The 12,730-nt window shown below is 40.6% G+C and carries 14 protein-coding genes; 7 read left to right on the top strand and 7 right to left on the bottom strand.

The features are described from left to right. Window positions 1–115: 115 nt before the first annotated feature. Complete coding sequence (locus EJ994_RS03735) at window positions 116–514, top strand: acyl-CoA thioesterase (RefSeq protein WP_126591260.1); 399 nt, start codon at window positions 116–118, stop codon at window positions 512–514. 30 nt (window positions 515–544) lie between these two features. On the opposite strand, the gene EJ994_RS03740 is transcribed toward EJ994_RS03735, so the two are convergent. Genes EJ994_RS03740 through ribD form a run of 4 tightly spaced genes read right to left on the bottom strand, consistent with a single transcriptional unit; the run spans window position 545 to window position 3,691 of the window. Next, window positions 545–1,156: an IMPACT family protein gene (locus EJ994_RS03740; RefSeq protein WP_126591261.1), complete on the bottom strand. Its 612-nt coding sequence runs from the start codon at window positions 1,154–1,156 to the stop codon at window positions 545–547. A gap of 2 nt (window positions 1,157–1,158) precedes the next feature. Next, the gene (locus EJ994_RS03745; protein ID WP_126591262.1) at window positions 1,159–2,022 is read right to left on the bottom strand and encodes an EamA family transporter; all 864 of its coding nucleotides are present in this window, start codon (window positions 2,020–2,022) and stop codon (window positions 1,159–1,161) included. Beyond that, complete coding sequence (locus tag EJ994_RS03750) at window positions 2,023–2,625, bottom strand: HAD family hydrolase (protein ID WP_126591263.1); 603 nt, start codon at window positions 2,623–2,625, stop codon at window positions 2,023–2,025. Further along, window positions 2,618–3,691, bottom strand: coding sequence for a bifunctional diaminohydroxyphosphoribosylaminopyrimidine deaminase/5-amino-6-(5-phosphoribosylamino)uracil reductase RibD (gene ribD / locus EJ994_RS03755; RefSeq protein ID WP_126591264.1), 1,074 nt, complete (start codon window positions 3,689–3,691; stop codon window positions 2,618–2,620). The genes EJ994_RS03750 and ribD overlap by 8 nt, the downstream gene beginning before the upstream one ends. 107 nt (window positions 3,692–3,798) lie before the next feature. On the opposite strand from ribD, the gene EJ994_RS03760 reads away from it, so the two are divergent. From EJ994_RS03760 to EJ994_RS17575, 6 genes are all read left to right on the top strand, one after another. Next, the gene (locus EJ994_RS03760; RefSeq protein WP_126591265.1) at window positions 3,799–4,287 is read left to right on the top strand and encodes a GNAT family N-acetyltransferase; all 489 of its coding nucleotides are present in this window, start codon (window positions 3,799–3,801) and stop codon (window positions 4,285–4,287) included. A gap of 95 nt (window positions 4,288–4,382) precedes the next feature. Continuing rightward, a complete protein-coding gene (prmC, locus tag EJ994_RS03765) occupies window positions 4,383–5,234 on the top strand; it encodes a peptide chain release factor N(5)-glutamine methyltransferase (protein WP_126591266.1) in 852 nt (283 codons plus the stop codon). 178 nt (window positions 5,235–5,412) lie between these two features. Further along, window positions 5,413–5,994 (top strand): TIGR00730 family Rossman fold protein, encoded by a 582-nt coding sequence (locus tag EJ994_RS03770; protein ID WP_126591267.1) that lies wholly within the window; start codon window positions 5,413–5,415, stop codon window positions 5,992–5,994. Further along, window positions 5,994–7,988 carry an NAD-dependent DNA ligase LigA gene (ligA, locus tag EJ994_RS03775; protein WP_126591268.1) on the top strand — a complete coding sequence of 665 codons (1,995 nt, stop codon included), beginning with the start codon at window positions 5,994–5,996 and terminating at the stop codon, window positions 7,986–7,988. Before EJ994_RS03770 ends, ligA begins: the two co-directional genes overlap by 1 nt. 85 nt (window positions 7,989–8,073) lie before the next feature. Next, entirely contained in the window at window positions 8,074–9,321 is a 1,248-nt protein-coding gene (locus EJ994_RS03780) for a cation:proton antiporter (RefSeq protein WP_126591269.1), read from the top strand. A 127-nt stretch (window positions 9,322–9,448) separates the two neighbouring features. Further along, a complete protein-coding gene (locus EJ994_RS17575; protein WP_241240845.1) occupies window positions 9,449–9,613 on the top strand; it encodes a hypothetical protein in 165 nt (54 codons plus the stop codon). Window positions 9,614–9,724: 111 nt separating this feature from the next. Here the strand turns inward: EJ994_RS17575 and EJ994_RS03790 are convergent, their stop codons facing one another. The 3 genes from EJ994_RS03790 to EJ994_RS03800 form a co-directional block, all read right to left on the bottom strand. Further along, the gene (locus EJ994_RS03790) at window positions 9,725–10,120 is read right to left on the bottom strand and encodes a DUF4345 domain-containing protein (RefSeq protein WP_126591270.1); all 396 of its coding nucleotides are present in this window, start codon (window positions 10,118–10,120) and stop codon (window positions 9,725–9,727) included. 3 nt (window positions 10,121–10,123) lie between these two features. Then, the gene (locus EJ994_RS03795; RefSeq protein WP_126591271.1) at window positions 10,124–10,573 is read right to left on the bottom strand and encodes a DUF1569 domain-containing protein; all 450 of its coding nucleotides are present in this window, start codon (window positions 10,571–10,573) and stop codon (window positions 10,124–10,126) included. 413 nt (window positions 10,574–10,986) lie between these two features. Next, the gene (locus EJ994_RS03800; protein ID WP_126591272.1) at window positions 10,987–12,558 is read right to left on the bottom strand and encodes a hypothetical protein; all 1,572 of its coding nucleotides are present in this window, start codon (window positions 12,556–12,558) and stop codon (window positions 10,987–10,989) included. Between the last annotated feature and the right edge of the window lie 172 nt (window positions 12,559–12,730).

Genomic DNA, 12,730 nt, shown 5'->3' on the forward strand with positions numbered 1-12,730 from the left:
TGTGAACAAAAATTCTAAAAAAAAAATCAATTACTATTGAATTTGAGCTTTTTTTTTACCATGTTCGCTGCCCTAAAGGGGGAGCTTCTAAATATATACCTTTTACTTTAAAAAAATGAAATGTAATACAATTTCTTTTCGCGTTAGGTATGGAGAAACAGACCAGATGGGTGTAGTTTATCACGGTAATTATGCTCAATATTTGGAGATGGGGAGAGTAGAGTGGCTCCGTAAACTGGGCATTTCTTATAAGGAAATGGAAGAAAATGGAATCATGCTACCTGTTATCAATCTCAATATCAAGTATTTAAAGTCGGCCTATTATGACGATCTAATTTTTGTAAAGACCATACTCAAAAAAACGCCCTCCGTGAGGATTGAGTTCAACTATATCATTACCAATGAGAAGGAAGAAGTTTTGGTAGAGGCGAACACCGTTTTAGCGTTCATGAACGTTAGTAAGAAAAGACCTATAAAATGTCCAGATTTTATCTTAGACAGATTGGATTCTTGATCATACTTTTTGAAAAGGAAAGAATACCGTTCAGTCCATTGCGGATACTTCAATTTTATGCAGGGTTTTTAAATCATAGACTACCGATTTCATTTCGCTCTTGCGGACCGCTAAACGAATCTCACAATCCAAATTCAGTTTTTGTGAGCTTATTCGTAACTGCTTCTTTTTAATGAACCGCATCACTTGGTCCATCTCCGCATATTCAAATTTTAGGCATAGCTGTGCCTCAATGACCTTTTCAATAATAACAGCCTGTTCTAAGACAAGTTTAGCAGTTTCCCTGTAAGCACTGATTAAACCACCTACTCCCAGTTTGGTTCCACCAAAAACACGGACCACCGCAATAAGGATGTTTGTAACCTTAAAGGACTGTATTTGTCCATAAATGGGCATTCCTGCCGAATTATTGGGTTCTCCGTCATCATTTGCCCTGTAGGATGGATTTTGAACGCCTAGCTGCCAAGAATAACACACGTGATTCGCGGTTGGGAACCGTTTTCTAAGTTCTTCGGTGTACTGTTTAGCATCTTCTTCATTTTTAATAGGAAAGGCAAATCCGTAAAATTTGCTCTTCTTTTCTTTGAAAAGTACTTCTTCCGTAGCCTTGATAATTGTTTTGTACGTGTCCCTTTCTTCCATAATTAAGAAAATGCTACGAGTAGAATACTGATGATGGCAAGACCAATACCCAGCCAGTTTCTAGATTCAAGTTTTTCTTTGAACAACAAAATACCGAGAAAGGTAGATAGCATTACAATGCCTACGTTGTTCAAGGTAAATATGGAAGCGCTGCTTAAACCTTTATAATCTAGGGCTTTTAAGAGAAAGTATATGGAAAAGAAATTAGGCACTCCTAAAAGAATACCTCCACCAATATTTCTAAAATTTACTTTTACTGGTTTTCTTCTACTGTTCGCTAGAATAAAAATAAGACCGACCACGGCCGCTGTCGCAAAAACGGTGGCAGAAAACAGGGCAAACTCATTTTCGGGAACATACAGCTCTTGAAAGAATTTAATGGCCGTGTCTATGGCCCCGGAACCTAAGAAAACCAAGAAGGGAAGGGTCAACATGGATAGTTTAAAGACATCGCTATTTCTTTTAACAGAAACGAAGTACACCGCGAGAACGGCGATAATAATCCCGATTATCTTTACCGACCCGAGATATTCGTTATAGAGGAACACCCCTAGAAACGCAGGCAGCACAAAAGACATTTTAGTTGCTACCGAGGCTACGGAAACCCCTAGTTTTTGTGAGGTTGCGGCCATGATATTAAAAACAAGAATGAACAGGACTCCTAAGGCCATAGCCCCTAAAAACCAATTTTTTTGGGGGATACTGCTCAATTCCACTTTACCTTCATAGAACAATAGCCCTACGATACAGGCTACCACATAATTGGTGATGATGGCATAAAGGGTCTCTATTTTAAACCTGGTGTAAAGTTTAAAGATCACAAAAATAAAACTGGAAAAAAGTATACTCAGGAGAAGGTATTGCATCTAAATTCTTTTGGTTAATTCCGTAATATCTTCTTGTCCTACACTGAGGTTCCAAACCTTTATTCCCAATAACGATGCGCTATCCGTATTTTCTTTGGTATCGTCAATAAACAGGGTTTCAGTAGGGCGGAGTCCGTTTTGGGCTAACACGTATTTGTAAATATCCGCATTTGGCTTGCGCATGTGTATTTCGTGAGACAGGTAAAATTTCTCAAAACAGTTTTTGAATCGGTTATAACGGTCTAAACCCATGGTTTCCTTGACGTAGGTAATATGCAAATCATTCGTATTGCTCAATAAAAAGAGGCGGTACGTGTTTTGCTTTTTTAGTTTTTCGATAAAGTCCAAGCGGTGCTCTGGAAAATCAAGGATTATGGAATTCCATGCGCTGACGATGCGCTCTTTATCCGCCTGCGGAAAAATTTCATTCAGGGCTGTCACATAACTGTCCGAACTCATCAGGCCCATCTCGTAGTCCTTTGCCAAGATGTCCAATTCCGGTGTAAGTTCCGTGAACCCAAAAAGGGCCATATGTTTAAAAATCGCTGGTTTATCCAAGTTGATAAAGATATCCCCAAAGTCAAAAATTATATTCTTAATCATTCTTTAGCACGGTTAATTGGTCGTTTTGAATCGTCTGCTGGGAAAGGATACGGCCTTTAATAACAGGAGCTGAGACACCATTTTCAAAAGAAACCACACCTGTAAATACGCGTGCTTCATCCCATAAATTAGTATCAATAAAGGTTTGTAGAGTCTGGGTACCTCCCTCTATAATGATACTTTGAAGTTGTAGCCGGTATAAGGCATCGCAGATTTCCTGGGCAATGTTTTCTGAACGAAGCACTTCACAGCGAATACTGGCAGTGTCCGCGGGCGTATCCGTTTTTCTTGTAAAAACTATCGTTTTTTGACTTCCGTCCAATACATGATAATCATCTGTAATCTTTAAACTCGTATCAATAACAATCCTAACCGGAGATTTTCCTGTCCAGGACCGTACGTCTAACCTTGGGTTGTCTTCCAAGACGGTCGTTGTGCCCACCAAAATACCCTGTTCTTCACTACGCCATTTATGCACCCATTGCCTAGAAGCGGCCGTGGTAATCCAATATGGTTCAGGATTGGCCGCTCTACGTTCTTTACCCGGGGCAATAAAACCATCGATTGTCTGGGCCCACTTTAGTATAATAAAAGGGCGCTTTTTAAGGTGAAAGGTCAGAAAACGTTTGTGATGTGCAGCGCAGTTTTCTTCTAGAACGCCTGTAACCACCTCACAATTGGCCTGTAACAGTTTTTGTATTCCCTTGCCCGCTACTTTTTCGTGAGGGTCCCGCAGCCCAATGACCACCCTTGGGATTTTATGTTTCACTATCAAATCCGCACATGGAGGTGTTTTTCCGTAGTGGGAGCAGGGTTCTAGGGTAACGTACAGACAGGCATTGGAAAGTAAAGACGTATCGTCCACCGAGTCAATAGCGTTCACTTCGGCGTGCGGACCACCAAAAGGACTGGTATATCCTTCACCGATGATTTTACCATTATGTACGATAACAGCACCTACCATAGGATTCGGGGCCGTGGTACCCAATCCGTTTTTGGCAATTTCTAGGCAACGCAGCATGTAGCGTTCGTCTGTGGAAAGGCTGTTCTTCTTTTGGTAGGGCATCGGTCGCAAGGGTTTATTTCTAGCGCTAAAAACTTTAGGATTATACGCAATTCACGTATCTTCACGCATCAAAAATAGTACATTAAAACCTATTGAAAAGCAATATTATGGCAACTGCGCTAATCAGGGAAATAAAGAAATCGGACAACGCCCAAGTAGCTCGTGTAATTCGGAAAGTATTGGTTGATCTTGGGGTTCCAAAAGTAGGTACTGCCTATGCCGATACCGCTCTAGACCACATGTACGAGAATTATGATGTACCCAGGGCCAATTATTATGTGGTGGAGGAAGATGGCGAGATACTGGGTTGCGCTGGCATTGCCCAACTGGAGAACTATGAGGGTAACGTTTGTGAGCTACAGAAAATGTATTTTCTGGAAGAAGCCAGGGGAAAAGGATTGGGCGCACAAATGATGAGCATTTGCCTAAAAAAAGCTAGGGAACACGGCTTTGAGCAGTGCTATTTGGAAACCATGCCCTTCATGAAGGCAGCTCAAAAACTGTATCAGAAATCGGGATTTAATTATATTGATGCTCCTATGGGCAATACCGGGCATTTTTCCTGTCCCGTTTGGATGTTAAAAACGCTGGATTAAAATCGTCGAAGTGTGACTAAAGTTTTACGAAAACATCATAGTATAAATTTAACGGAGTCCTTTCCCGGTCAGGTTGAGGCTTTAGTAGAGGGGCTATGCTGTTAAGCGAAATAAATAACATTTTCCATGAGGAATTGAATCCGCTTTATGGAGAACAGGAAGTTTCTAGCTTTTTTTACCTGTTAATTGACCATTACCTAGGACTGGAAAGATTTGTACTGGCCTTACAACCCAACCTTGTTTTGACCAAAACGGAGGAAGAGCCTCTTTTTTCAGGATTAAGTGAACTAAAACAACATAAACCCATACAGCATATTATAGGGTACACGGAGTTTATGGACATGAAATTCAAGGTGGGCCCGGAGGTGCTTATTCCACGACCGGAAACCGAAGAATTGGTTCGGTGGATTCTAGAGGATTGTAATACTCAAAAAGAGGAGCGGTTACAAATTCTGGATATGGGCACGGGAAGCGGTTGCATCCCCATTAGTCTGGCCAAGCATTTAGAGTCGGCCGTTGTACATGCCTTGGATGTTTCACCGAATGCTTTGCGTATCGCAAGGAAAAACGCAGCGATGAATGCAGTGGATGTACACTTTTTTGAGGCGGATATCTTTCAATTAGAGATCCAAGCTACATATGATATTATTATATCTAACCCGCCTTATGTCAGGGAGTTGGAGAAAAAGGAAATGAGTCCAAATGTTTTGGAATACGAGCCCGATGTAGCCCTGTTCGTTAGCGATAAAGACCCATTGGTATTTTATAGGGCGATTGTTAATTTTGCAGCACAAAGTTTATCCGAAAAGGGTTGTCTGTATCTAGAAATAAATCAATATTTGGGCGAGGAGATGGTGCAGTTGCTAGCGACGCATAATTTTAAGCATATAGAACTAAGAAAAGATATGTTTGGAAATGACCGTATGATAAAAGGGGTGGTGAGTTGAGAGCTGGGAGTAGGCGGTAGGCAGTTGACAGTGGGCAGTAGGTAGTTTTAGTGAAAAGGAGTATCCCATATTTCACAGTTCAGCTTAATTTTGAACTAACTACTAAGTACTGAATACTAGTTACCAAGTACTCAATACTAATTAAGGAATATTTGATTTTAACCGTTATAGTGTCGTAATGAAGGGAATTGTAGTTTTTTGTGGAAGTAGTACAGGAGCGGACCCCAAATTTGCGCATGATGCGCACGAGTTAGGTGCTACCATGGCAAAACAGGGCATAGACCTGATATATGGCGGTGCTAAAATTGGTATTATGGGTAAGGTCGCCCAAGGCGCGCTCGAAAATGGTGGAAAGGTAATAGGCGTTATTCCAGAATTTTTAAAGCGAAAAGAAGTATATCACGATGGCCTTTCCGACCTCATCATTACCCAGAATATGCACGACCGCAAATTAAGAATGCATGAGCTTAGCGACGGCATAATCATGCTCCCGGGCGGATTCGGAACTTTGGAAGAGTTTTTTGAGATGCTCACATGGGCGCAGTTGGGCCTACATCCTTACCCCATAGCTGTCTTAAATACCAATGGGTTTTATGATGAATTGTTACAGATGTTGGCGAAGATGGTAGAAAAAGGCTTTGTGAAAGCAGAAAATCTCAATGCTATTTTGGTGGATACCAATGTCGATGCGCTACTGGATAAAATGAAAGCGTTTCAACCGCTCCCCAGACCGCAATGGATGACTAAAGAACAGATATAATGAGTATTGAACGTACGATTAACGCGCTGCGCGAGGAACTTAGAGGACATAATTACAATTATTATGTACTTGATAGTCCAACGATTACGGACTTTGATTTTGATATGAAATTGAAGGAGCTACAGCGTTTGGAGGCAGCGCATCCAGAATTCTATGATGAAAGTTCCCCGACAATCCGGGTGGGTGGTATGGTCACCAAGAACTTTGAGACCATTGTACACGAGCATCGCATGTATTCCTTGGACAATTCGTACTCCAAGGATGATTTAGAGGATTGGGAAAAACGGATTCAACGTAACCTGGGCGATGTTCCCGTGGCCTACACCTGTGAGTTGAAATACGATGGCGCATCTATCAGCATCACCTATGAGGACGGAAAATTGGTACGTGCCGTAACGCGTGGAGATGGCTTTCAGGGCGATGATGTCACGACGAATATCAAAACGATAAAATCGGTTCCCTTGCAACTAAAAGGTGATTATCCACCAAAGTTCGATATCCGTGGAGAGATTGTACTGCCCTTTGACGGTTTTCAGAAAATGAACGAAGAACGTGTTGCCAATGGGGAAGAACCCTATATGAATCCTAGAAATACCGCTTCGGGAAGTTTAAAATTACAGGATAGTGCCTTGGTGGCGCAACGTCCCTTAGAGTGTTTGCTGTACAGCATCGTTGGGAATAATACGGGAATCAGTTCGCAATTTGAGATGTTGGAAAAGGCCCGTGCTTGGGGGTTTAAGGTGCCTACAGTGGCCAAATTATGCCAAAGTACGGCAGAAGTCATGGAATTTGTGGAGGAGTGGGATGTGAAACGGCACAGCTTGCCCTATGAGACCGATGGCGTGGTAGTCAAGGTAAATAGCCTACAGCACCAAGAGGAACTCGGATACACGGCCAAAGCGCCACGTTGGGCCATGGCCTATAAATTCAAGGCAGAGCAGGTGTTTACCGTGCTCAATGAAATTACCTATCAGGTAGGGCGCACAGGGGCCATTACCCCCGTGGCCAATCTAGCACCTGTACTGTTGGCAGGTACCACGGTAAAAAGGGCTTCGCTTCATAATGCCGACCAAATTGAAAAATTGGATATCCGTGAGGGCGATACCGTTTTTGTGGAAAAAGGAGGGGAGATTATCCCTAAGATAATAGCGGTAGACCTTACCAAAAGACCGGCTCATTCTGTACCTACGGAGTATATTTCCCACTGTCCGGAATGTCATACCCCTTTGGAACGTACCGAAGGCGACGCCAAGCATTACTGCCCCAACGAGTATGGTTGTCCGCCACAGATTACGGGACGCATACAGCATTTTATTTCGCGCAAGGCCATGGATATTGAAGGTCTGGGGGGCGAAACTGTAGAATTGTTGTTCAAAGAAGGCTTGATTAAAGATTATGCCGATTTGTACGACTTGACCAAAGAAGAAATCTTGCCCTTGGAGCGTATGGCAGAAAAATCCGCTGACAATCTCATTAAAGGCGTGGCGGAATCGGTTAGCATTCCCTTTGAGCGGGTCATGTTCGCTTTGGGAATTAGATACGTGGGTGAAACCGTAGCTAAAAAACTGGCCAAGGCCTATAAAAATATTGATGCCCTTTCTAGCGCTACCCAAGAAGAATTGGTGGCTGTGGACGAAATTGGGGAGCGTATTGCAGAGAGCGTTGTTGCCTTTTTCAGTAACGAAAAGAACTTACAGGCTATTGCCCGTCTAAAGGCCAAAGGTGTGCAGTTTGAACTCTCGGCGGAGAAACTGGAAAATCAGACCGAAATCCTAAAAGGGAAAACAGTGGTGGTTTCCGGTGTTTTTGAGACGGTCAGTAGAGACGAGCTTAAAAAACTGATTGAGGATAATGGGGGCAAGGTAGGGTCGTCCATATCTTCCAAGACCAGCTACTTGGTCGCCGGGGATAAAATGGGACCCAGTAAAAGAACAAAGGCCGAAAACCTGGGAGTGCCCATCATCACGGAACAGGAGTTTTTGGAAATGCTATAGTGGCTAAGCCACAATTATAAAATTAGACCATGTCTTTTCCGGGATAAAACCGGTATTTAGAGGAGCATGCTTTTAACATAAAACTATGGATTACTTTATCATTGCCGCTGTACTCGTTTTTATATCCGCCATATTCGGCTATATCAATGTGCGCTTTCTAAAACTGCCCAATACCATTGGGCTTATGCTCATAACCATTGTGTTTACCCTTGCGGTCTTTGGTATCAGTTATTTTGATGATACGTTGCTTAATGCCGAACGGTATATCATCAGTCAAATCGATTTTAAGACCGTTCTTTTGGATGTTATGCTGAGTTTTCTGCTTTTTGCAGGGGCCTTGCACACCAATTTTGAGCAGTTAAAAGTACAACGCTGGCCCATATTGGTATTTTCTACTTTGGGCGTGCTGGTCTCCACCTTCTTGGTCGGCACCATCATGTTCTATGTATTGCAGGCTTTTAGTTTGCAGGTAGATTTTATTTACTGCCTGCTTTTTGGCTCCCTGATTTCTCCGACGGACCCTATTGCCGTACTTGGAATTTTAAAGCAAGCGGGAGCACCAAAGAAACTGGAAACCAAGATAGTAGGAGAATCCCTTTTTAACGATGGGGTGGGCGTCGTGGTATTCTTGACCATTTTTCAGATTGCCTCTTCCGGGATGGATGCCATTACCCCTTTGGAAATCGCCGAACTTTTTGGTGTGGAAGTCATTGGTGGTGTTGTCTTGGGATTGGTCATCGGATGGATTACCTACCGCCTCATGCGCTCCATAGACGATTACGATATTGAGGTCATCATTACCCTTGCCGCCGTTATGATGGGCACCGTAGTAGCACAGAAATTCCACCTCTCCGCACCCTTGGCCATGGTTACGGCCGGTTTGGTGGTGGGGAACGATACCGTTCGTCATTCCGCCATGTCCAAAACTACGGAAACCTATGTAGATAAATTTTGGGAGCTGCTGGATATTCTGTTGAATACGCTCTTGTTCGTATTGATAGGGATGGAAATGCTGGTCATCTCCTTTGAATTCAATTATGTCGTGGCCGGCTTGGTGGCCATACCCATCGTATTGGCCTGTCGTTATTTATCCTTGCTGTTACCCATTAAATTCTTTGAAGAAAAGCTGGACTTTGTACCCGGAACCAATCTCGTGATGACCTGGGGCGGACTCCGCGGCGGTATTTCCATTGCCCTGGCATTGGGCTTAACGCAAGACATGCACCGCGACCTCTTTTTGGTCATCACCTATGTCGTTGTGGTCTTCTCCATTATTGGTCAAGGGCTTACCGTAGGCAAACTAGTGAAAAAAGTAACCGCTGATGCTACCTAAGGATTATACCGAGTTTAAGGAAACACTTGAGCAATCAATACCACCTGTGGACTGGCCCTAAGCCCTCAAAGCCCTGTGGTTTGACGCCAAAGGCGACTGGGAAAGTTCCCATAACATTGCCCAGGACATGCATAACGAGCTAGGCAGCTGGATGCATGCCTACCTACACCGCAAAGAAGGTGACCGTTTTAATGCCGGGTACTGGTACCGCCAAGCAGGGAAAAGCTATCCTGAAATGAGTCTAGAAACGGAATTAAAGAAAATGGTGGTGTTTGTTTTGGAGCGCTATTAGAATCGCTTGCATCGGTCTCGTATAACCGAAAATTACGGATTAATATGCATTAATTTTACCTTAGCATGATGTCCAGGATGTGTTACCTGCTGTCTTTTTTGAAGATTTAATCTATTCCATTGCATATTTTTTTAACTGATATAAGGAAAATAGTCCAATTAGCAGTTCCGCAAATATTCCAAAAATATATCCACCAGTTGGAAATCCATCCATTATCATACTCAACGCTCGCCCTGTTGCCAGCGTTAGCATAAATAAAACATTCAGTTGAGTAGCAATTTTCCAATATTTTGATTTCCAGATTCCTAAAGCCCATATGAGCGATATTCCCAGATATAAACACATAATAGCTTTCAGCATATTTGAAAGGTCAACCGTATTTACTTCAATATCTAAATGTTCGGGCAATACTGAAGGTGAACCATAAATTATTGCTGTAGGAACTACTATGGATAAGGAAATGATAAGATGTAAACTTTTAAAAATCCACTTTAAATTGTTGTTCATTCGTTAAGAATCAAATTGTCTTAAATGATGGTCAATATGTTTCCATTGCGCAATTGCCCATTCATTTGGTGTTAAATTACCGAAGAATGGGTGAGGTTGTTTTGTGCACTGTTCAGGTCCATTATCATAAAACTGCTTTATTAGCGACATAGCTCTATTTTTTTCCTTTTCAAAGTCCTTTTCACCAGTAAAAATATAATTTTTACCCGTTGGTGAATTTTTAGAAAATTGTTTTTTACTTACATAGCGTTCTTTAAAAAACCTGCCTAAAATTTTTCCTATGAATATTCTTTCTTGGAAATTGATATTCAACGCGGTTTCAAGAAAAGCATTTAAGTGAGCTAGCATTTGAGCTGTATTCATTTTTCCCCACTTTCTTTCTGCATTTGGAGTTAGTTTTTCCAACCTTTCTATAATTCCGTTTACGTCGGATTGATTATATAAGTTATTCATGATTTTTGCAGGTAAAACTTAGAAAAGTGAAGACTATATTTCATTTATAGGTTTGTAACGAAGTTCGTTGATTCTTAACTGGTTTTCAAGTCTTACTTAAAGTATTTACGCTCTAATAGTAAATTCTTAACGATACTGTTGTATATGTTTCTTTATGTAAACCGTTGCGAACGAGCACCAAGCGGGTGCGAGCTATCCCGAAATGAGTCTAGAAAAGGAATTACAGGAAATGGTGGTGTTTGTTTTGGGAAGCCACTAGAACCGTTCGTTATCGGTCTTGTATATGCATAGCGCGGGATTAAAAAGCATTTCACTTTCAGTATTCCGTTATGTTTTTTTATGTTCAGTTACTTTAGATTTAGCACCAAAACCCGCAATACTCATAGCCGTTGTTGTAGTGTCGTATTTTATTTTCAAATTGGAAATCCTTCTCTCCTTAACTCACTTTTTTCTTGTTCGTTAAAGTTCTTTCTAATCAATTCCATTCTTGTTTTATTTTCCCTTTTCTGTCTTATCCAAAAATACAAATTCCCGATTTTGGATTCGGTTAAAGACCAAATACCATCTGGATTAATCGACTTGTTATAGCGAAATGATTTCCATTCTTCAGTTCTGTCTTTTTGACGAGTTCTAATTCTCCCCAATGGACGCTCTTCGTCAAATACTAAGTACCAAGCATCAACAATATCTTGTTTGATTTCATCGGGAAGTTCATCTATTCTATCTCTTAAAGCACTATTAAACCTATTTTGAAAATTGGCTTTATTCGGATTTTCTCTTTCTAAAAGGTCGTTAATAAATCTTGTGGCAGTATCTATTGGAGTTCTACTTTTTGAAGACAAATCGAGTATGTCATTTATTTTTTCCATAATATCTAACTTTTTGTCTGATTTGTTGGCTTTTTTTATTCCCTGAATCCAAGTACCAAGTCGTACGCCCTTATATTCATATCGTTGACTCAATCCAATATTTTCTCCTTCATCAACTGCTTCTTGGAGCAACTTTAATTTAGTTTCCGCTTTCCATTCTTGCCACAACTTATGGGCATCTCCAAAGTAAAAATGTTCCCGTTTTAGTTGTTCTTCGTGGTCTTGTGGTAGTATTTTATTTTTATGATAAATCTTTTGTTTCAAATACCAATTATAAAGAGAAGGGTTTTTGTAATCTCTTGGTACTGTTACACTATATTTTTCTCCTTTATCACGATTTTCCTTTTTAAACTCTTTAAATAATTGAAAGAAATCAGGCCAAGAGTTTAAATAGTCTTCAGTTATTGAAGGAATATAAGCTGAGTCATTATTGTATGAAGGCGGTTTTGATTCAATTTTCCCTAATGAACCTTTGTCGAATTTTAGTTTTATTCTTTTGCCAAAAGCTTTCTTATTTGACTTTACAAATTCATATTCTGCATTTGTCTTTGATTCAGGCCAAATAAATCCTGAACGTTCCAAGTCAACAAGAACTTCTGTTGTCAATTTTTGAACGTTTTTATCTATTTCATTAAGAATTGGGGCAAAGTATTCTTCAAATTGTCTAACTAATTTTTTTCCTTGCTGATTAGACTTTGAAAACTCAAAAAATGTAGAGGCTTCTATATTATCAAATAGCCCAAAACTTGTCAAGTTTGAAGAACCCGTAATAAAGCGATAATTGTGCTTGCCTTGAAAAAAATAGATTTTTGGGTGAAACATTATTTGGTCGCTTGTACAGAAAATCCAAGTGTCAATGTTATTATCGATTAAAAATTGAAGAGCTTCTCTCGAAGTTCCTTTTGGTACAATTCCAAGATAGAATTTTATTGATTTAAATTTTTTAGAAGCTTCGAGCAATTCTTTCTTAATTCGGTTTATTCCCGACATTTTCGTAAAAGCAGAGAACCCAACAAAAGAGTAGTAGTCATCATTTTTGAACGAATCAATCATATAGTGTCCAACCGTATTGGTATGGTCTTTATGTAGTCCGTGTCCTAAAAATTCAACTCTCATTTAATTTTTTTATATGCACCATAAGTCATAGATAAGTGGAGTTTCAATACGTCGGCAAGCTCAGCACAAGTTTCATTTATCGGTTGCTAACGAATTTCGTTGATTCTAAATTAGTTTTCAAGTGTTTCTTACAGGACTTGTACGAAAGTTTTTAACAGGATAGGCTTGGGTT

This window comes from Maribacter sp. MJ134 (genome assembly GCF_003970695.1).
Taxonomy (GTDB): Bacteria; Bacteroidota; Bacteroidia; order Flavobacteriales; family Flavobacteriaceae; genus Maribacter.

Bases quoted from the DNA above. Each gene is read 5' to 3' on its own strand.
- EJ994_RS03735 (WP_126591260.1), top strand. From the start codon at position 116: ATGAAATGTAATACAATTTCTTTTCGCGTTAGGTATGGAGAAACAGAC.
- EJ994_RS03740 (WP_126591261.1), bottom strand. From the start codon at position 1,156: ATGGAAGAAAGGGACACGTACAAAACAATTATCAAGGCTACGGAAGAA.
- EJ994_RS03745 (WP_126591262.1), bottom strand. From the start codon at position 2,022: ATGCAATACCTTCTCCTGAGTATACTTTTTTCCAGTTTTATTTTTGTG.
- EJ994_RS03750 (WP_126591263.1), bottom strand. From the start codon at position 2,625: ATGATTAAGAATATAATTTTTGACTTTGGGGATATCTTTATCAACTTG.
- ribD (WP_126591264.1), bottom strand. From the start codon at position 3,691: ATGCCCTACCAAAAGAAGAACAGCCTTTCCACAGACGAACGCTACATG.
- EJ994_RS03760 (WP_126591265.1), top strand. From the start codon at position 3,799: ATGGCAACTGCGCTAATCAGGGAAATAAAGAAATCGGACAACGCCCAA.
- prmC (WP_126591266.1), top strand. From the start codon at position 4,383: ATGCTGTTAAGCGAAATAAATAACATTTTCCATGAGGAATTGAATCCG.
- EJ994_RS03770 (WP_126591267.1), top strand. From the start codon at position 5,413: ATGAAGGGAATTGTAGTTTTTTGTGGAAGTAGTACAGGAGCGGACCCC.
- ligA (WP_126591268.1), top strand. From the start codon at position 5,994: ATGAGTATTGAACGTACGATTAACGCGCTGCGCGAGGAACTTAGAGGA.
- EJ994_RS03780 (WP_126591269.1), top strand. From the start codon at position 8,074: ATGGATTACTTTATCATTGCCGCTGTACTCGTTTTTATATCCGCCATA.
- EJ994_RS17575 (WP_241240845.1), top strand. From the start codon at position 9,449: ATGCATAACGAGCTAGGCAGCTGGATGCATGCCTACCTACACCGCAAA.
- EJ994_RS03790 (WP_126591270.1), bottom strand. From the start codon at position 10,120: ATGAACAACAATTTAAAGTGGATTTTTAAAAGTTTACATCTTATCATT.
- EJ994_RS03795 (WP_126591271.1), bottom strand. From the start codon at position 10,573: ATGAATAACTTATATAATCAATCCGACGTAAACGGAATTATAGAAAGG.
- EJ994_RS03800 (WP_126591272.1), bottom strand. From the start codon at position 12,558: ATGAGAGTTGAATTTTTAGGACACGGACTACATAAAGACCATACCAAT.